Source organism: Burkholderia sp. MS455, from assembly GCF_016899445.1.
GTDB classification, from domain to species: domain Bacteria; phylum Pseudomonadota; class Gammaproteobacteria; order Burkholderiales; family Burkholderiaceae; genus Burkholderia; species Burkholderia pyrrocinia_C.
This window is the reverse complement of sequence record NZ_CP041778.1, coordinates 503831-521236: the sequence shown is the minus strand read 5'-3', so window position 1 is coordinate 521236 and position 17406 is coordinate 503831. Positions and strand designations below refer to the sequence as shown.

Genomic DNA, 17406 nt, shown 5'->3' with positions numbered 1-17406 from the left:
CTGCGCTCCGCAGCGTATGGGTGCTTGCGACCAAGAAATCCGACAAGCCTTTGCGGATCAACGAGATTAGGGAGCGTCGCCGGAACATTTCGAATTCAGGCCGATTCGCCCAACGCTTTCCCACGACAAGCAAATGCCACACAAGACGCAAGTGCGTGTAGATTGGAACGTCGCTGCGACCCGCCACCGTGTCTTCGCATCGGTCGCCATCCGAATCAGTCCTGAAGTTGCACAGGAGCCGGCATGAATACGAAGCACAGCAAGAAAGGGCATCTCGAAGCCGCGGCGTCACACCACGAGCAGGCCGCGCGACATCACCGCGAGGCGTCGCGGCATTTCGAGGAAGGCAAGGACTTTGCCCATGCCGCACATCAGGCGATGATGGCCCATGGTCACACGTTGCATGCGATCGATCAGGCGCACGATGCCGGCGCGCACGGCGCCAATACACCACCCACGACGCCATCGTCGATCGGCTCGGGCGCAAGTGCCGCGGACGTGGCAAAACTTCATGCCGCGGCCGTCGAGCTTCACACGCAAGCGGCGCAACACATGCGCCACGCCGTCAAACTCTTCGAGCAGGATCGGAGCGCGGCCACCCACGACGCACAGCTGGCGCTCGCCCTCGCACTGCGTGCGTTGTCCCATGGCAACGAAGCAGCCAGGCTATTCGTCAAGCTCGCTGTCAGTGCCGCTGCGTGAAACGAGGTGGGTTACCTCTCGTTGGGGGTTCGCGGGTTATTCAGCGTGACTCGCTACCCGGTTGCGCACGCCGCCCGGCACCAGGTTGTCGCGCGGACCCACGGTCGTGGGCCTCCCGTACCGATCCGCGCATGGCCAGGTATCGCGCAATCGAGCGTGCCGCTCGCCACTAGGCCGTTCGTTCCAGCAGATCCGTTGCGAAAGACTTCGCGTGCGCTACGGCCTCTTGCGGGTCCGGGAACACACCGAGCTGCTCCCAGTGCTCTTCGGCCGCGTACGTTCCTTTCACGCCGAGTGCCCGCTGAACGCGCAATTGCGCGGCGTATCTGCCGTCCTCCAGTGGTCGGGCCGTCGCAATGACCTTGTGCGGAAGATCGGATCTTTCAGGTTGTACCAACTCGACAGGACCGCCAGCCACGCCAATATCCTTCAACTCGTTCCTGGCGTTGCAGTCCGGGCAGTAGAAGCACCACCCTTCGTCCTCGTGTTTGGACCTGACCTGCCCGCGAGCCAGTACGGCACGACATTCAACGTTTTCGCAGATGAACGGCATAGCAGTCTCCGGAGTTGTTTGAGAGAAATCCTAGCATGTCCGCGGACGGCCAACCATCGGCATTGTTGCGTTGCCCGACGCTGACGAAACCCTCACGCGCAAGGTCGCGAGGTCGCCCCTTCCACCGACCATCGTCATGCACGCATCGGCCGCATTCGCGAAGCACGTCACGTGATACGCCGGCATGTTCATCGGCATCATGTGCGGGCGGAACCGGTCGACGAGGATGATGTCGGCCGGCGCTTCCCGGCTTCGAGCGGACCGACTTCGCGATCGATCGACAGCGCCTTCGCCGCATCGATCAGCCCGGGCACCGGGCAGCGCCCGATGATCGACGTGACGCGGCTATACGGTTTTCCCGGATAACCCGTGCATCGGCCGCCGCAGCGCGGCGTCGAACGGGTTGGTGCGCGGCCCGATCGCGTCGGCCTGGCGCCGCAGCAGTTCGACGACCATCGGCATCCGGTCGTCGCCGAGCCGCGACGCGAGCGTGCCGACGCTCAGCGCGCCGACCGGGTAACCGGTGCGATCGAGGATCGGCACCGCGACGCCGGCCATCCCGTCGAGCACACCGCTGTTGCGGCCTGCGTAGCCGAGTTGCCGCACGCGTTCGATCTCGGTGCGAAGGTACACCTCGTCGAGCACGCCGTAGCCGCGGATACGCGGCACGTTGAAGCGGATCACTTCCTCGCGCTCGGCTTCGGGCAGGAACGCGAGGATCGCGAGGCTGCCCTGCCCGACGCCGAGCGCGATGCGCCCGCCGATGTCGCCGGTAAACGAGCGGATCGGGAACGGCCCTTCGCACAGGTCGAGACACACCGCGTCGAAGCCGCTCTTCACGAGCAGGAAGATCGTCTCGCCGAGGCTCGCGCACAGCCGCAGCAGCGCGGGACGGCACAGCGTGCGCATGCTGCTCGGGTTGCCGGCCAGCGCGGCGAGCGCGAAGAAATCGACGCTCAGCCGGTACAGCTTCGACTGCTCGTCCTGCTCGACCATCCCTTCGGCGATCAGCGATTGCAGGATCCGGTGCGCGGTGCCCTGCGTAAGGCCGACGGCCTTCGCGAGATGCGTGACGCGCACGCCGTCCTGCTGCATGCCGGCCAGCGCACGCAGGATCGCGAACGCGCGCTGCAGCATGCCGGTGCCCGGCGCGCCGGCCGGGTCGGCTTCGTCGCCGGGGCCGGGCGCGCGCGCGGCGGGCGTGCCGGGCATTCCGGACGAAAGGGGTTCCTGCATGCCGGCTCTCCTCGACGATTTCATTGAACGGAATATGGGATCCGCCATTGTCGTCCGGCCGAAATTCCACGGGCATCCGGGTGTGCACGGGATTGACGCGCGCATTTCGCGGCCCGGCCACCCTTCATCCATCGGAACGATTTGCGCGCGATACGTCGATCCGTTCCGTTCACCGGAATTTTTTCGAAATTCATCCCGTTCAGCAGAATTCGAAATTGACGCTCCGAAATATGGCTGGCTAGAGTCCGCGTCATCGGCGCACTGGCTACGCGGTGTGCAAACCCGGAGCTCCCCATGTCGTTTCTCACGCTTACGGATCTGACGAAAACCTTCGGCGAGCTCACCGCCGTCGCCGACGTCAACCTGTCGGTCGAACAAGGCGAATTCGTGTCGCTGCTCGGGCCGTCGGGCTGCGGCAAGACCACCACGCTGCAGATGATCGCCGGCTTCGTCGACGTCACGCGCGGCCGCATCGCGCTCGACGGGCAGGACATCACGCACCTGAAGCCGAACCGCCGCGGGCTCGGCATCGTGTTCCAGAGCTATGCGCTGTTTCCGCACATGAGCGTCGCGGAGAACGTCGGCTTCGGCCTCGACATGCGCGGCGTCGACAAGGCCGAGCGCGCGGAGCGCATCCGCGCGGCGCTCGCGCTCGTGCGCCTCGATACGCTCGCGCACCGCTTTCCGCGCGAGCTGTCGGGCGGCCAGCGGCAGCGCGTCGCGATCGCGCGCGCGGTCGTGATCGAGCCGCCGGTGCTGCTGCTCGACGAACCGATGTCGAACCTCGACGCGAAGCTGCGCGAGGACATGCAGTTCGAACTGCGCGCGATCCAGCGCAAGATCGGCACGACGACGATCATGGTCACCCACGATCAATCGGAAGCGCTGTCGATCAGCGATCGCGTGGTCGTGATGGAAGCCGGCCGCGTCACGCAGATCGACACGCCGTACCAGGCCTACGAGCGCCCGGAGAACCGCTTCGTATCGCAGTTCATCGGCAAGGCGAACCTGCTGCCGGGCACCGTCGTCGCGCACGACGGCGACGCGATCCGCATCGACCTCGGGCACGATCTCGCCGAGACGAGCCGCACCGCGCACCTGCCGCCGCGCGAGCGCGACATGCGCGTCGGCGATGCGGTATCGGTCTGCATCCGTCCCGAGAAGCTGCGGCTGTGCGCGCCCGATGCGGGCCGCTTCGCCGCGACCGTCACGAGCCGCTTCTTCCTCGGCAGCCAGTGGCTGTACCGCGTCGACAGCGCGCTCGGCGAAGTGCTCGTGTGCTGCCAGAACGAAGGCGCGGAGCCGCTCGCGGAAGGCGCGCCGGTCGGCATCGACTGGCACAGCGACGCGGTGCGCGTGATGCGCCGGGAGGCCTGAATGCGACAGCCTTCCCGCCCGCTGCCCGCCGACGCCGCGCCGGCCCTCGCGGTCGCACACCGTGCGCCGCGTACGTCGGTGCGCGCAACGTGGCGCGCGCATGCGCCGCTGTGGCTGATGTGCGCGCCCGCGTTGGTGCTGTTCGCCGCGCTCGTGCTCGTGCCGCTCGCGATGACGTTCGTGCTGACGTTCTACCGCTACGACCCGGCCACCGGGCCGATCGCCGCGCTCCAGTTCGGCAACTACGCGGAAGTGCTCGGCTCGTCGTACTTCCACACGATCTTCATGCGCACGTTCGGCATCGCCGCGCTGACGACCGCGATCTGCGTCGCGATCGGCACGCCGGAAGCGTACGTGCTGTCGAAAATGCGCGACCCGTGGCGCTCGCTGTTCCTGCTCGCGATCCTCGCGCCGCTGCTCGTGTCGGTCGTCGTGCGCGCGTTCGGCTGGAGCATGCTGCTGAACACGAGCGGGCTCGTGAACCAGGCGCTCGGGCTCGCCGGCCTCGGGCCTTACAAGCTCGAATACACGACCTTCGCGATCGTGATCGCGCTGGTGCACGTGATGCTGCCGTTCATGGTGATTCCGGTGTGGACCGCGCTGCAGCGGCTCGATCCGCAGACCGAGCACGCGGCGCTGTCGCTCGGCGCGTCGCCGTTCACGACGCTGCGCCGCATCGTGCTGCCGCAGCTGATGCCGGGCGTGCTGTCGGGCAGCCTGATGGTGTTCGGGCTGTCGGCCAGCGCATTCGCGATTCCCGGCCTGCTCGGCGGACGCCGGCTGAAGGTCGCGGCCACGGCCGTCTACGACGAGTTCCTCGGCTCGCTGAACTGGCCGCTCGGCGCGACGATCGCGGTGCTGCTGCTGGTCGCGAACCTCGTCGTGATGCTCACCTACTACCGCGTGCTCGAACGCCGCTATGCGCGCAGCCTCGGAGGCGCATCCCGATGAGAAAGAACGGCCCCTTCGCCCTCGCGTTCCACACGCTCGTGATGCTGTTCGTGCTCGCGCCGCTCGCGATCGTCGTGCTGGTCGCGTTCACGCCCGACGAGACGCTGACGCTGCCGACCCACGGGCTGTCGCTGCGCTGGTTCCGTGCGATCCTCGACTATCCCGACTTCGTCACCGCGTTCTTCAACAGCCTGAAGCTCGCGTTCGCGTCGGCGACGCTGTCGCTCGCGATCGGTTTGCCGGCGGGCCTTGCGATCGGCCGCGCGGCGTTTCCCGGCCGCGCGTTCCTGAACGGGCTGCTGCTGTCGCCGCTGGTAATCCCCGGCCTCGTGCTCGGCATCGCGCTGCTGCGCTTCTTCGCGCTGATCGGTGCGACCGGCTCGTTCGCGTGGCTCGTGCTCGCGCACATGATCGTCATCACGCCGTTCGTGATGCGGCTCGTGCTCGCGTCCGTCGCAGGCCTCGACCGCAGCATCGAGCAGGCCGCGTGCTCGCTCGGCGCGGACCCGTGGACGACGTTCCGCCGCATCACGCTGCCGATGATCGTGCCCGGCATCACGGGCGGCTGGCTGCTCGCGTTCATCAACAGTTTCGACGAACTAACGATGTCGATCTTCGTCACGTCGCCGCAGACGGTCACGCTGCCCGTGCGCATGTACATGTATGCGACCGAATCGATCGACCCGATGATGGCGTCGGTGTCGGCGCTCGTCATCTTCATCACCGCCGGCGCGATGCTGCTGCTCGATCGCGTGTACGGCCTGAACCGCATCCTGATCGGCCAACACTGATGTCGACTCCCGTTTCCCGCTCCAAAAACGATCCGGCCGACGGCGCGCAGTTCGTGCGCGTCGCCGAACGCGAGCGCGCCGCCGTTGCGTTCATGCTCGACGGCCGCCCCGCGCAGGCGCTCGCCGGCGACACCGTGCTCACCGCGATCCTCGTCGCGCAGCGCCGCGTGCGCATCAGCGAATTCAGCGGTCAGCCGCGCGCAGGTTTCTGCCTGATCGGCGCATGCCAGGACTGCTGGGTGCGCACCGAGGCCGGCGCGCGCATGCGCGCGTGCTCGACGCCGATCGCCGAAGGCATGCGAATTCTCACCGCCGTTCAATCGGCCGCGACCGGAGACACGCAATGAGCGACGCACTGCAACCGGTCATTGTCGGCGCGGGGCCGGCCGGCGTGCGTGCGGCCGAGGCACTGGTCGACGCGGGGCTGCGCCCTGTCGTGATCGACGAGAACGCGCGCTGGGGCGGGCAGATCTATCGTCAACCGCCGGCCGACGGCGGCTTCGCGCGCGGCAAGCGCGCGCTGTACGGATTCGAAGCCGGGAAAGCCGATGCCGTGCACCGGACGATGGCCGCGCTGCTGCCGCACGTCGACTACCGGCCGAACACGCTCGCGTGGGCATGCGGCGCGGGCCGCGTCGATACGCTGCAGGACGGCCATGAAGTCACCGTGCCGTACTCGCACCTGATCGTCGCGAGCGGCGCGACCGACCGCATGCTGCCCGTGCCGGGCTGGACGCTCGCGGGCGTCTATACGCTCGGCGGCGCGCAGGTCGCGCTGAAAGCGCAGGGCTGCGCGATCGGCCGGCGCATCGTGTTCGCGGGCACCGGGCCGTTGCTTTATCTCGTCGCGTACCAGTATGCGAAGGCCGGCGCGCAGGTCGCGGCCGTGCTCGACACGAGCCCGCTGCGCCGCCAGGCCGCCGCCGCGCCCGCGCTGCTGCGCATGCCGTCGACCTTCGCGAAGGGGCTCTATTACATCGGCTGGCTGCGCGCACATGGCGTCGCGATCGAAACGGGTATCACGCTCGAACGCGTGCTCGGCGAACAACATGTAACCGGGCTCGCGCGGCGCGCGGCCGGTGACGACGCGCAGCCGCGCGTGCTCGATTGCGACGCGCTCGGCCTCGGCTTCGGCCTGCGTTCGGAAACGCAGCTCGCCGATCTCGCCGGCTGCCGGTTCGGGTTCGATCCGGTCAACCGCGCATGGCTGCCCGAGCGCGACGCGGCCGGCCGCACGTCGGTGCGCGGCATTTACGTCGCGGGCGACGGTGCGGGCATCGCGGGCGCCGACGCGGCCGAAGCGTCGGGCCGGCGCGCGGCGCTTGCGTTGCTCGACGATGCCGACATTGCGTTGCCATCGCCGTCCGGCAAGCCTGGCGCGGCGACACTCGAACGCACGCTCGCCCGCATTGGCACATTCCGCGCGGGCCTCGAAGCGGCATTCGCGCCGCCCGTCGAGCAGGCCGCGCGCTGCCCCGACGACACGATCGTGTGCCGCTGCGAGGAGATCAATGCGGGCACGCTGCGCCGCTGCATCCGTGGCGGCGCGGCGACCGAACTCAACCGGCTGAAAGCGTTGACGCGCGTCGGGATGGGCCGCTGCCAGGGCCGCATGTGCGGCGACGCGGCCGCGCTCGTGCTGGCCGCCGAAACCGGCCGGCCGCTCGCCGAGGTCGGCCGGTTGCGCGCGCAACCACCGGTGAAGCCGTTCCCGATCTCGGCCGCGCTCGCCGGTGACGACGTCGCGGCGATTCCCGACGAGGCGCGCGATGAGTGATGCCCGTCATTACGACGTCGCGATCGTCGGCGGCGGCCTCGTCGGCGCATCGGCAGCGCTTGCACTGACGCGGCGCGGCCTGCGCGTCGGGCTGTTCGAGCGGCGCGACTGCGGCGCGCAGGCGAGCGGCGTGAACTACGGCGGCGTGCGCTGCCAGGGCCGCCCCGCCGAGCAATTGCCGCTCGCGCTGCGCGCGCGGCGCATCTGGGACCGCCTGCCCGAGCTGATCGGCATCGACGGCGAATTCGTCGTGTCGGGGCACTTGCGGCTCGCGCGCAGCGACGCCGATCTCGATGCGCTCGACGCGTACGCGACGCTCGCCGGCGAGCACGGCCTGCCGCTGCACGTGATGCGCGGCGACGCCTTCCACCGCCGCTATCCGTGGCTCGGCCGCGCGGCGCTCGGCGGCTCGCTGTGCGAGACCGACGGCCACGCGAACCCGCGCCTCGTGTCGCCCGCGTTCGCGCGCGCGGCCCGCGCGGCGGGCGCGGACGTGTTCGAGCACACGCCGGTCGACGACGTCCGGCACGACGGCACGCGCTTCCACATTCACGCGGGCGACCGCGCATGCACCGCGACGTGGCTGATCAATTCGGCCGGCGCATGGGCGAACACGATCGCCGAACGCTTCGGCGAAGCCGTGCCGATGGAGCCGATCTACCCGAACATGTGGGTGACCGAACCGCTGCCGCCGTTCATCGCGCACAACCTCGGCGTGTACGGCGGCGGCGTGTACGCACGGCAGGTCGCGCGCGGCAATTGCGTGATCGGCGGCGGGCGCGGCCGCGGCGACGGCGAATTCGGCCAGCCTTCGGTCGACACGACGCGCGCGGTGATGCGCGACGCGTGCGCGCTGCTGCCCGCGCTGCGCGACGCGCTGCTGATCCGCACGTGGAGCGGCGTCGAAGGCTGCACGCCCGACCACAACCCGATCGTCGGCGCGAGCCGCACGACGCCGAACCTGCTGCACGCATTCGGTTTTTCCGGCGGCGGATTCCTGCTCGCGCCCGGTGTCGGCGACGTGCTCGCCGATCTCGTGACGATCGGCGAAACCGCCACGCCACTCGATGCATTCTCGATCGGCCGCTTCTTCCGTCAAGCCGCGCCGACCGCCCCTTTCCCCCAAGAGGAGACCTCTCGATGAAACTGCTCGGTACGATCGCGGCCGCCGCCGCACTCTGCATCGCGGGCGCCAGCGCCCCCGCGTTCGCGCAAACGAAGACGATCTACATCGGCATGAATGGCGGGCCGATGGAAAAGGCCTATACGAGCCAGGTGCTGCCCGACTTCGAGAAGGCAAACAACGTGAAGGTCGTCGTCGTGCCCGGCACGTCGTCGGACGTGCTCGCGAAGCTGCTTGCGAACCGCAACAAGCCGCAGATCCACGTCGCGTTCCTCGACGACGGCGTGATGGCGCGTGCAGTCAGTCTCGGCGTGTGCCAGAAACTCGACGATTCGCCGGTGCTGAAGGAGCTGTACCCGTTCGCGCGGATGAAGGACGACGTCGGCGCCGGCGTGCAGCTCGGGATGACCGGTATCGCGTACAACAAGAAGCTGTTCGCGGAGAAGGGCTGGGCGCCGCCGACGTCGTGGATGGATTTCGCCGATCCGAAATACAAGGGCAAAGTCGTGTTCCAGTCGGCGTCGAGCAGCACGTTCGGGCTGCACGGCTTCCTCGCGATCAACCGGCTGCTCGGCGGCAGCGAGCAGAACGTGGAGCCCGGCTTCAGCAAGTGGGCGAGCACGGTCGGGCCGAACGTCGTCGAGTACATCCCGAACTCGGCGAAGATCTCCGAGATGGTGCAGACCGGCGAGGCCGGCCTGTTCCCGCTCACGCCGACGGGTGTCGGCGACCTGCAGGACAAGGGCATTCCGGTCGCATATGCGAACCCGAAGGAAGGCCCGGTGCTGCTGCTCGTCGACCTGTGCGTGGTGGCGAACAATCCCGATCCGCAGCTTGCGCAGAAGCTCGCGCAGTTCCTGCTGTCCGCGCCCGCGCAGACGAAGGCCGCCGAGGCCGGCAAGCAGATTCCGACAAACCGTCTCGCCAAAATGCCCGCCGGGATGCAGCAGAGCCTCGGCAATGTCGACGACCTGGTGCGCAAGGTGACGGTGGTCGACTGGGCCGCGATCAACGCGCGCCGCGCGCAGTGGGATACGCGCTGGAACCGGCAGATCGAGCGGTGACCTTCGCCTGACTACGCGGCGGCCCGCAACGCACGCTGCCCGGCCGCGAGCGCGGCGCCCGCGAACAACGTCAGCGCCGAATACACGAGCCCGCGCGCGAGCCCCGCGCTGTCCGACACCCAGCCGATCGCGACAGGCCCGGCAATCTGACCGAACGCGAAGACCGTCGTGAACGCGCTGATCCCTTTCGCCCAGCCGTCGGGCCGCAGGTTGTGCCGCACGAACGCGGTGGTCGATGCAACAGCCGACAGGAACGTCGCGCCGAACATCACGCCCGATGCGAACGCGGCGGCCGGATGCACGAACATCGCGGGCATCAGCGTCGCGATGCCGAGCAGCGCGTTGAGCACGGCCAGCGCCTGGCCGCCGCGCATTCGGTCGAGCAAGCGCGACCACAATCGCGCCGAGACGACGGTCGCGACGCCGAGCATCACGTAGAACGCCGATACCACCGTGCCGCTCATTCCCGCGCCGCGCAGCAGCGCGACGATGAACGTCATGTAGCCGATGTAGCCGACGCCGAACAGGCCGTAGCCGGCCAGCGCGAGCGCGAAGCGGGCGGGGCTCGCGGTGACGGCCTCCAGCGCGCTGTCGCGCGGCGCGGCGTGTACCGCATGCTCGCGCTCGATACGACGCGCGGCCGACACGGCCACCGCCGAGAACAGCACGCACGCGAACGCGAGCGCGAACCATGCGGGCTGCCAGCCGTGCGTGCCATGCGTAAGCGTGGCCGGCACGAGTAGCGACGACGCGACGATGCCCCACCCCGTGCCGCCGTAATAGAGACCGAGCAGCAGCCCCGCATCACGCGGCGACGCCGATGCGAGCCGCGCAGCCAGCACGCCGCCGCTGATGAAGATCAGCGCGCTGCCGACGCCGGTCGCGAGCCGCTGCACGAGCAGCGTGTGCATGTCCGACGTAAACCCGCATGCGGCCATCAGCAACGCGGTCAGCGCACAGCCGGCCGCGAGCAGCGCGCCCGCGTGCCGGCGCCGCGACAGTATCGGAAACACGAGCGCACCGATCAGGTAGCCCGCCGCATTTGCCGTGTTCAACGCGCCGGCCTGCGCGAACGTCCAGCCGAGATCGGCCTTCATCGGCGGCAGCAGCAGTGCATACGAAAAGCGTGCGAGGCCGAGCGCGATCGCGCTGCCGAGCGACAGGCAGATCGCCAGCCGCCACGCGGCCATGCGGTCGGGGTCGGTTGCGCCGGCATCCGGTCGCGACGAGCCGGCACGCTCCGGTTGCGGTGCCATGGGCATCGGGTTGTCTCCGTTGTCGTTCGAGGTCGGGATGCGCGCCCCCCGCGACGCCGACGTGGCGTCGCGAACGGCGGCCGCCGCATCGTCGATGCGAAATCCGCCGCAGCGCATGCGTCCATCCCGATTGCCGAGGCCGACGGCGCCGTCGAGCGATCATACTCGAGCGCTCGCGCCGACGTTGCCGCCGCGCCCGGAATCCGACGACGACCTCTGCCGCCGCCGGTTCGTCCATCCGGCGACGAAGAGCACGGGAGCACGGGAGCGCGCGAGCCGCGTGCCTGCGCTATGCGCCCAATCCGGCCGTAAAGGCCGTGAGCAGCGCGCCGCCTTCGCGCCATTCCCCCAGCCCCGCGGCCGCGTTCAGATGGCCGCGCGCGCCGAGCAGCAGCGGCGTCGCGCCATATGTGCTTGCCCACGCAATCCCGCGCCCCAACGGGTCGTACGGATCGTCCGAACTGGCGATCGCCAGCACCGGCAGGCCGCCGAAATTGCCGGTCGGCAGCTTCGCGAACACCTTTGCGGCGACCGGAAAGCGCGGGCCGCCCGGGTCGGGCACCGCGACGAGAAACGCGCCGCGCACGCTGCGCGTCGAAGCGGCATGCCAATGCGCGAACAACAAGCAACCGAGCGAATGACAAATCACCAGCGGCGCCGCCGCGGCTTTCGCGACGGCCTCGTCCAACGCCGCAATCCAGTCGCTCAGGTCGGGCGCGTCCCACGAAGCCGGAGTCATGCGCGTGGCGCCGGGAAGCGTCGCCTCCCAATGACTCTGCCAGTGATCCGCGCCCGAGTTTCCGATACCCGGCACGATGACAATCGCTTGTTCCATCCCCGCCTCCATGAACACAGGAGTTCGCAGTCTGACGGGCCGGAAACACGCGCGGAATGGCAAGTCATCGGTTATTGAGACAAAATGCCGATGACTTAACGGAACAGGAGGGCGGCAATGTCGAACGGAGAACTCGATCGCCTGGATATCGCCATCCTCGAAGCCCTGCAGGAAAACGCGCGAATGCCGCTCTCCGAAGTGGGCCGGCAGATCGGACTGTCGCAGCCCGCGACTTCGGAGCGCGTCAAACGCCTGGAAGAGCGGGGCATCATCACGGGCTACGGCGCGCGGATCGATCCGGCGGCACTGGGGCTGGGGATGATGGCCATCATCCGGCTGAGAACGACGCACGAACACATCAAGCCCGCCCTGAGCGCGTTCGCCGACATGCCGCATGTGATCGAAGTCCACCGCATGACCGGCGAGGATTGCTTCCTGCTGAAGGTACGGGTGCCGACACCGGAGCATCTGGAAACCATCGTCGACGCGATTGCCCGCTTTGGCGCAGTCACGACTTCGCTGGTACTCCGGTCTGAACCGGTCAAGCCGCTCGGGAAAGCGCTGCTCGGTTGATGCGGGTCACAGCCTCGCTGGGCGCCCGCGCGATTCGCATGATCTGCTTCCTGCGCCGCGCCCGATCGCGCATGCTCGATGTTTAGCACCGCTCGGCTAAAAACCTTGCAGTGCATTGCCTTCCTCAATTCGTCAGACTAATATCGACGCCACTCGCCCGGCATTCACGAAATACCGGACGGGGAGCGGCAATCTTTTAGCCGTGCGCTTTCATGTTGAATCACTCATGTTCACCACAGGAGAATTGACATGCAGGAAACCCAGCAGATCGAATTGCTTGACTGGATGCAGGAAGACACGCACCCCGAGGCCGTCGACATGATGGTCGAGGACGCCGTGGTGCCGTTCGGCACCGCGCTCTGGCCGGTCTGAGCGGGCCACCCGTTCTCGCGGAAGGGCCGCGGCCCTTCCGCCGTTTCCGGAGACACGCATGCTGAACCTGCACCGCGCACTCGGCTTTCACCCCGCGCTGCGCGACAAGCTTGCGCGCGGTGAGTCGGGAAAACTGCTGGTCGGCCACGACACCCGCAACCGCGACATCGCGTTGCGCGCGTTTTCCGCCCTGCCCGATTCGCTCGACGCGACCACCCTCTGCCTCGAAACCACCCCGCCCGCCGACATCGCCGCCGCGCTCGATCGCGCCGACCTGTTCGTGCTGCTGTACGACTCGTCTTGCCTGCCGACGCCGTCGCCGAGCGGGCCGCCGTTCCTCGCGGCGATCCGCCCCGCGATCGTCGAGCACTGGGGCAAGTCGGTACTGTTCAAGGATTACGGCCCGCATCTGGACGAGGCATTCGCCGAATCGCTCGACGACATCGCGGCACGCAACGGCCGGCTGATCGAAGCGGCCGCGCGCGCATCGCGGATCCGCTTCATCGACGAAGCCGGCAACACGCTGACGGGCTCGCTCGCGCCGGACCAGAAATGGACGAGCGTGGACGGAATGGGCAATCTCGACGTCGTGCCCGGCGAGATCGCGACGCACATCACCGACCTGAACGGCTCGGTCGTGTTCAGCGGCACGTTTCTCGGCACCGTGCCGTTCGCGATCAAGTACAAGGTGGTCGAGCGGCTCGCGACGCTGCATGTCGAAGGCAGCACGATCGTCGATTTCGACAGCGACGACGCGGGCTTCCGGCGCGACTTCTCGACCTATCTCGACCGGCACGCGAATCACCGGCGGATCGAGGAATTCGGCATCGGCACCAACCTCGGGATCCGCGGGCTATACGGCCGCAATGCAGGATTCGAGGAACGCCATCCGGGCCTGCATCTCGGGCTCGGCGGCGGCGAAAACGGCAGCCACCACCTCGACCTGATCTTCGCGCGCGGCACGCTCGCGCTCGACGAGCGGATCGTGTTCGACGGCGCATTCGCCGTCTGACGAAGCGGCTGCGTGTTCAGGCTTCGGCGGCCGCCGCGTCGCCGAGCCATTTGAACATCACGAAGCAATCGACGAACCCGAGCCGCGCGTGACGGTACGCGCGCGGCAGGCGGCCGACGATCTCGAATCCCAGCTTCTGCCACAGCGCGACTGCAACCTCGTTCGTCGCGACCACCGAGTTGAACTGCATCGCGAGAAAGCCGCGCTCGCGTGCGACCTGCTGCGAGTGCTCGCACATCAGGCGCGCGACGCCGCGGCCGCGCGCCGCGTCGCTCACCATGTAGCCGCAGTTGCACACGTGATTGCCGGGCCCGGCCGCGTTCGCCTTCAGGTAGTACGAACCGAGCAGCACGCCGTCCTCTTCGGCGATCCATGTGCAGAGCGGCGCGTCGAGCCATAGTGCGCGCGCTGCCTCGGGCGTCGGCGCGGGATCGAATGCATAGGTTTCCTGAGCAGCGACGATGGCGCGGTAGGTCGGCCAGAAGCGCGGAAAATCGTCCTCGGTCATCGGGCGAAGCGTGATCATGCGGGTTCTCTCGTGAAGGCGATGTTGGCCTGAAGGCAATCGATCGTACCGCGATTCGTCGATAGCCGCCGACCCGCGGCACGCCGCTGCGATACACGCCCTGCGGCACGCCGTACCGGCGCTCGAGCGCCGGCGAGAAACCTGGCAGGCGCTCGCCGCCGCGTCGCCGGCAGGTTTGCCGTTCACGTCATTCCCTCCCGACACCCCACACTCGGCGCGTGCCTCGTCATCGCGTCATCGACACCGGCCATTCAGCCGAATCGCCGCTGTACACACCGGATGAAAGAATGATCGTCGTCCGGGAAGCCGGCTTCGCTGCCTGAAACCCCGAACCATGAAGGCGCTGCATGCGCTCCGGCCGCAGCGCCGTTGCGTTGCATGCCGTCTCGATCCGACGACCGGCAACGCGTGCATCGCACCCCGTTCACACCACCTGTGGCAGCCCGCATGGCCGCCTCGTTCCCTTCACCATTTTTGTAGCTTATAAGTTACAATGCCATCCAAGTTCGAACTGCTTCGCTATCAGCGCGACGACGGTCGCGAGCCTTTCACCGAATGGCTGAACGCCGTGCGCGACAAGTTCGCCCAGGCGCGGATTCGAGAACGCCTCCGCCGTGTGCAGACAGGCAACTTCGGCGATTGCGAGCCTGTCGGCGAAGGCGTGATCGAACTGCGCATCCATGTCGGTGCCGGCTATCGCGTGTACTTCGGCCGGCACGGCGGTGCACTGGTGCTGCTGCTGTCCGGCGGCGACAAGGGCAGTCAACCCGACGACATCAGGCGTGCAAAGGAACACTGGTCGAACTGGAAACGGAGGCAAATGTGAGCAAGCTCAAAGGCGCGGTATCGCACCACGACGCGGAAGTCGCCGAACTCGGCGCCGATCGCGACCTCGCGGTGGCCTATCTGCGCGTCGCAATGGAATCGCTCGACGATCCCGACAACCGCGCGGCCGCCCTGCTCGCGCTGCGCACGGTCGCGGAAGCGTACGGCGGGCTCGGCGCCGTCGCGGCCGAAGCCGGCATCAGCCGCGAATCGCTGTATCGCACGCTGTCCCCCAACGGCAACCCGACGCTGAAAACCCTGCTCGCGGTGCTCAAGACGGTCGGCCTGCGCCTGTCCGTCGTCCCCGCGCAGCCGGCGCACGCGTAAGCAGCGCACGGCCCGCGTGCCCGCTCACGGCCTGACCATCCACACCAGCAGCATCCCGGCCGGCGCGGCATTCATCCCCGCCGGCGGATGCTCGATCGTCGGCTCGACCGCCAGCGCCAGCGCGATCGCCGCCGCATCGTCGATCGGCGTCGTCCGCACGATCGTCATCAGTCGCGCCGGCCGGTGCAGCGTCTCGCGATACAGTGCGCCGTACCACAGCGGCCGCGTGCCGAGCGCATCCTGCAGCACGTACGGATAACGCCACAGCCGCAGCACGACACGGCTTTCCGGGTGGCCCGGATCGACGCGGACGAACACGCGGCGCGTGCTCTCGCCGTGCGTGTAGCGCGGCAGCACCGGCAGCGTGTCGACCGGCGCCTGCGGCAACAGCCAGCGCAGCGCGGTGGCGGGCGACCACGGCGTCGCGCGCTGCCAGCCGGCCTGCGCGAGATGGCGATCGAGCGTGTCCGACGTCGCGCTCCATTGCAGCGGCAGATATTCCTCGCGATCGCCGCCGATCTCGGTGCGCCGCGTCGGCACGCGCTGCCACCCGCCGCGCATCCACTGATCGACGGTCATCGCAACCACGTCGCCGACATGCGGGCGCGCCGCGCGGTCGAGCTGCCATTGCGCGGGAACCGTCCATACGCCGGCCGTCGCGAGCACCACGACCACCGCGACGAGCGCGCCCCTCGACTGCACATGCTCGCGCACGCGCCAGTACGCATAAGCGCCGGCGAGCACCGCGAACCACGCCAGCCCGAGGCTCCAGCCGCCGAGCAAACCCGACAGCCACGTATCGCCGACATACAACCGCGCGAAGCCGCCGAGCACGATCCACAGCACGACCGCCGTCACGACCGGGATGCGCCACCGCGCGGGCCCGTCGTGCGCCAGCACCCAGCCGAGGCCGCTGCTCGCGAGAATCGCGAACGCGGCATCGGCATCGGGCAGCGGCACGTGCAGTGCGCCGGGCGGCAGGCTCGCGGGCGTCGCGCCGGGCACGCCCGCGCCGAACACCGGCACGAGCACGACGGCGATGCCGATCGTCGCGAGCCACCACGCGGACGTCAGCCAGCAGCGATGAATCATCAGCCAGACGAGAAACGCGGCCGCGACGATCAGCCCCGTATCGTGCCCGTGCAGCACCGCGAGCGCGCTCATCGCGGCATCGACGGGCGGCGTGCGCAGGTTCTGCAGGAACGCGTACAGCGCGATGTCCGCCTGCATCAGCGGATCGTTCGCGACGACATCCTGCACGAGCCCCGCGAACAGCCACACGCAGCCGACGAACAGCAGCGCGAGCACCGGCACCGCGCCCGGCAGGCGACGCACGCGCGCGATCGTGTCGTGCAGCCGCGCGCCGAACCGCGGCCAGCGGCGTGCACAGGCGTGCGCGACTTCGACGAGCGCACGACGCAGCAGCGGCCAGCCGCGCCGCAACGCGACGCGCACGCCGATCCACACCAGCGCGACCAGCGCGGCGACGACCGCCAGGATCGCGGCGACCCGCACGCTGATCGCCGCGGCCAGGACGGCCGATGCGCCGAACAGGATGCCCGGCGCCACATGAACGGGCGCCCACACGAGTGCCGATATCACGTTGACCGGATAGAACGACCGGCGCGGCAGCATCGCGCAGCCGACGACGACCGGCACGACCGCGCGCACCGGCGCGAGGAAGCGCGCGAGCACGATGCTCTTCATGCCGTGACGCAGCACGAACTCCTCACCACGCGCGTAAGCGGCTGCGTAGCCGAAGCGCGCCCACGCGTTGCGGATCACCCCGCCATAGTGCCGCCCGAGCTCGTAGCTGATCCCGTCGCCGACCACGGCGCCGACGGCCGCGACGCCGATCGTCGTCCACCCGTCGAGCGCGCCCGCGCCGATCAGCGCACCGGCCGCGAACATCACGGCACCGGCCGGCACGACCGTGCCGACCAGCGCGATCGCCTCGGCGCAGGCGGTCAAGAACACGATCGCCAGCACGAGCAGCGGATGCGCGCCGATCGCGCCGATCCACGCGTGGATCGTGTCGCTCATCGCGCGCTCCAAAGCGGTGCGGCCCGGTGTGCGAACACCGGGCCGGCAGTGGCGTGGGGAACG

The 17406-nt window shown here is 68.7% G+C and carries 19 protein-coding genes; 13 read left to right on the top strand and 6 right to left on the bottom strand.

Annotation, left to right across the window (positions count from 1 at the left end; genetic code table 11):
* The first annotated feature begins 243 nt into the window (after positions 1-243).
* Positions 244-702 carry a hypothetical protein gene (locus tag FPJ27_RS06810; RefSeq protein ID WP_177318405.1) on the top strand — a complete coding sequence of 153 codons (459 nt, stop codon included), beginning with the start codon at positions 244-246 and terminating at the stop codon, positions 700-702.
* Positions 703-871: 169 nt separating this feature from the next.
* Here the strand turns inward: FPJ27_RS06810 and FPJ27_RS06805 are convergent, their stop codons facing one another.
* Entirely contained in the window at positions 872-1255 is a 384-nt protein-coding gene (locus FPJ27_RS06805) for a hypothetical protein (protein ID WP_072442138.1), read from the bottom strand.
* Positions 1256-1600: 345 nt separating this feature from the next.
* Positions 1601-2491 (bottom strand): IclR family transcriptional regulator, encoded by an 891-nt coding sequence (locus FPJ27_RS06800; RefSeq protein WP_204422417.1) that lies wholly within the window; start codon positions 2489-2491, stop codon positions 1601-1603.
* 294 nt (positions 2492-2785) lie between these two features.
* On the opposite strand from FPJ27_RS06800, the gene FPJ27_RS06795 reads away from it, so the two are divergent.
* The 7 genes from FPJ27_RS06795 to FPJ27_RS06765 are packed head-to-tail and all read left to right on the top strand — an operon-like array spanning position 2786 to position 9574.
* Positions 2786-3868 carry an ABC transporter ATP-binding protein gene (locus tag FPJ27_RS06795; protein ID WP_204422416.1) on the top strand — a complete coding sequence of 361 codons (1083 nt, stop codon included), beginning with the start codon at positions 2786-2788 and terminating at the stop codon, positions 3866-3868.
* The gene (locus tag FPJ27_RS06790) at positions 3869-4819 is read left to right on the top strand and encodes an ABC transporter permease (protein ID WP_204422415.1); all 951 of its coding nucleotides are present in this window, start codon (positions 3869-3871) and stop codon (positions 4817-4819) included.
* Positions 4816-5610, top strand: coding sequence for an ABC transporter permease (locus FPJ27_RS06785; RefSeq protein WP_072442145.1), 795 nt, complete (start codon positions 4816-4818; stop codon positions 5608-5610). The genes FPJ27_RS06790 and FPJ27_RS06785 overlap by 4 nt, the downstream gene beginning before the upstream one ends.
* Complete coding sequence (locus FPJ27_RS06780) at positions 5610-5957, top strand: (2Fe-2S)-binding protein (RefSeq protein ID WP_204422414.1); 348 nt, start codon at positions 5610-5612, stop codon at positions 5955-5957. The genes FPJ27_RS06785 and FPJ27_RS06780 overlap by 1 nt, the downstream gene beginning before the upstream one ends.
* Complete coding sequence (locus tag FPJ27_RS06775) at positions 5954-7387, top strand: NAD(P)/FAD-dependent oxidoreductase (protein WP_204422413.1); 1434 nt, start codon at positions 5954-5956, stop codon at positions 7385-7387. The genes FPJ27_RS06780 and FPJ27_RS06775 overlap by 4 nt, the downstream gene beginning before the upstream one ends.
* Complete coding sequence (locus tag FPJ27_RS06770; protein ID WP_204422412.1) at positions 7380-8531, top strand: FAD-binding oxidoreductase; 1152 nt, start codon at positions 7380-7382, stop codon at positions 8529-8531. Before FPJ27_RS06775 ends, FPJ27_RS06770 begins: the two co-directional genes overlap by 8 nt.
* On the top strand, positions 8528-9574 hold the full coding sequence (locus FPJ27_RS06765) for an ABC transporter substrate-binding protein (protein WP_034182079.1): 1047 nt from the start codon (positions 8528-8530) through the stop codon (positions 9572-9574). The genes FPJ27_RS06770 and FPJ27_RS06765 overlap by 4 nt, the downstream gene beginning before the upstream one ends.
* 11 nt (positions 9575-9585) lie before the next feature.
* Here the strand turns inward: FPJ27_RS06765 and FPJ27_RS06760 are convergent, their stop codons facing one another.
* Both FPJ27_RS06760 and FPJ27_RS06755 read right to left on the bottom strand, forming a co-directional pair.
* A complete protein-coding gene (locus tag FPJ27_RS06760; RefSeq protein ID WP_204422411.1) occupies positions 9586-10836 on the bottom strand; it encodes a YbfB/YjiJ family MFS transporter in 1251 nt (416 codons plus the stop codon).
* 283 nt (positions 10837-11119) lie between these two features.
* Positions 11120-11665, bottom strand: coding sequence for an alpha/beta hydrolase (locus FPJ27_RS06755; protein WP_204422410.1), 546 nt, complete (start codon positions 11663-11665; stop codon positions 11120-11122).
* Positions 11666-11782: 117 nt separating this feature from the next.
* On the opposite strand from FPJ27_RS06755, the gene FPJ27_RS06750 reads away from it, so the two are divergent.
* From FPJ27_RS06750 to FPJ27_RS06745, 3 genes are all read left to right on the top strand, one after another.
* Positions 11783-12238, top strand: a complete 456-nt coding sequence (locus FPJ27_RS06750) for an Lrp/AsnC family transcriptional regulator (RefSeq protein WP_204422409.1) — start codon at positions 11783-11785, stop codon at positions 12236-12238.
* Positions 12239-12487: 249 nt separating this feature from the next.
* The gene (locus FPJ27_RS36805; protein WP_006479692.1) at positions 12488-12610 is read left to right on the top strand and encodes a hypothetical protein; all 123 of its coding nucleotides are present in this window, start codon (positions 12488-12490) and stop codon (positions 12608-12610) included.
* Positions 12611-12668: 58 nt separating this feature from the next.
* Positions 12669-13622, top strand: coding sequence for a leucyl aminopeptidase (locus FPJ27_RS06745; RefSeq protein ID WP_204422408.1), 954 nt, complete (start codon positions 12669-12671; stop codon positions 13620-13622).
* Between the two features lie 16 nt (positions 13623-13638).
* On the opposite strand, the gene FPJ27_RS06740 is transcribed toward FPJ27_RS06745, so the two are convergent.
* A complete protein-coding gene (locus FPJ27_RS06740) occupies positions 13639-14148 on the bottom strand; it encodes an N-acetyltransferase (protein ID WP_175960678.1) in 510 nt (169 codons plus the stop codon).
* A gap of 493 nt (positions 14149-14641) precedes the next feature.
* Between FPJ27_RS06740 and FPJ27_RS06735 the strand changes: the two genes are divergently transcribed.
* Together FPJ27_RS06735 and FPJ27_RS06730 are read left to right on the top strand one after the other, a co-directional pair.
* Entirely contained in the window at positions 14642-14974 is a 333-nt protein-coding gene (locus FPJ27_RS06735) for a type II toxin-antitoxin system RelE/ParE family toxin (protein WP_072442163.1), read from the top strand.
* Positions 14971-15300, top strand: coding sequence for an addiction module antidote protein (locus tag FPJ27_RS06730; RefSeq protein WP_072442165.1), 330 nt, complete (start codon positions 14971-14973; stop codon positions 15298-15300). Before FPJ27_RS06735 ends, FPJ27_RS06730 begins: the two co-directional genes overlap by 4 nt.
* Before the next feature lie 24 nt (positions 15301-15324).
* On the opposite strand, the gene FPJ27_RS06725 is transcribed toward FPJ27_RS06730, so the two are convergent.
* Positions 15325-17343, bottom strand: coding sequence for an LssY C-terminal domain-containing protein (locus tag FPJ27_RS06725; RefSeq protein WP_204422407.1), 2019 nt, complete (start codon positions 17341-17343; stop codon positions 15325-15327).
* Positions 17344-17406 lie beyond the last annotated feature (63 nt).

Coding starts and splice junctions, on each gene's coding strand:
- FPJ27_RS06790 (WP_204422415.1), top strand. CDS start 3,869: ATGCGACAGCCTTCCCGCCCGCTGCCCGCCGACGCCGCGCCGGCCCTC.
- FPJ27_RS06760 (WP_204422411.1), bottom strand. CDS start 10,836: ATGCCCATGGCACCGCAACCGGAGCGTGCCGGCTCGTCGCGACCGGAT.
- FPJ27_RS06740 (WP_175960678.1), bottom strand. CDS start 14,148: ATGATCACGCTTCGCCCGATGACCGAGGACGATTTTCCGCGCTTCTGG.
- FPJ27_RS06770 (WP_204422412.1), top strand. CDS start 7,380: ATGAGTGATGCCCGTCATTACGACGTCGCGATCGTCGGCGGCGGCCTC.
- FPJ27_RS06775 (WP_204422413.1), top strand. CDS start 5,954: ATGAGCGACGCACTGCAACCGGTCATTGTCGGCGCGGGGCCGGCCGGC.
- FPJ27_RS06765 (WP_034182079.1), top strand. CDS start 8,528: ATGAAACTGCTCGGTACGATCGCGGCCGCCGCCGCACTCTGCATCGCG.
- FPJ27_RS36805 (WP_006479692.1), top strand. CDS start 12,488: ATGCAGGAAACCCAGCAGATCGAATTGCTTGACTGGATGCAGGAAGAC.
- FPJ27_RS06805 (WP_072442138.1), bottom strand. CDS start 1,255: ATGCCGTTCATCTGCGAAAACGTTGAATGTCGTGCCGTACTGGCTCGC.
- FPJ27_RS06735 (WP_072442163.1), top strand. CDS start 14,642: ATGCCATCCAAGTTCGAACTGCTTCGCTATCAGCGCGACGACGGTCGC.
- FPJ27_RS06745 (WP_204422408.1), top strand. CDS start 12,669: ATGCTGAACCTGCACCGCGCACTCGGCTTTCACCCCGCGCTGCGCGAC.
- FPJ27_RS06810 (WP_177318405.1), top strand. CDS start 244: ATGAATACGAAGCACAGCAAGAAAGGGCATCTCGAAGCCGCGGCGTCA.
- FPJ27_RS06780 (WP_204422414.1), top strand. CDS start 5,610: ATGTCGACTCCCGTTTCCCGCTCCAAAAACGATCCGGCCGACGGCGCG.
- FPJ27_RS06750 (WP_204422409.1), top strand. CDS start 11,783: ATGTCGAACGGAGAACTCGATCGCCTGGATATCGCCATCCTCGAAGCC.
- FPJ27_RS06795 (WP_204422416.1), top strand. CDS start 2,786: ATGTCGTTTCTCACGCTTACGGATCTGACGAAAACCTTCGGCGAGCTC.
- FPJ27_RS06785 (WP_072442145.1), top strand. CDS start 4,816: ATGAGAAAGAACGGCCCCTTCGCCCTCGCGTTCCACACGCTCGTGATG.
- FPJ27_RS06755 (WP_204422410.1), bottom strand. CDS start 11,665: ATGGAACAAGCGATTGTCATCGTGCCGGGTATCGGAAACTCGGGCGCG.
- FPJ27_RS06725 (WP_204422407.1), bottom strand. CDS start 17,343: ATGAGCGACACGATCCACGCGTGGATCGGCGCGATCGGCGCGCATCCG.
- FPJ27_RS06800 (WP_204422417.1), bottom strand. CDS start 2,491: ATGCAGGAACCCCTTTCGTCCGGAATGCCCGGCACGCCCGCCGCGCGC.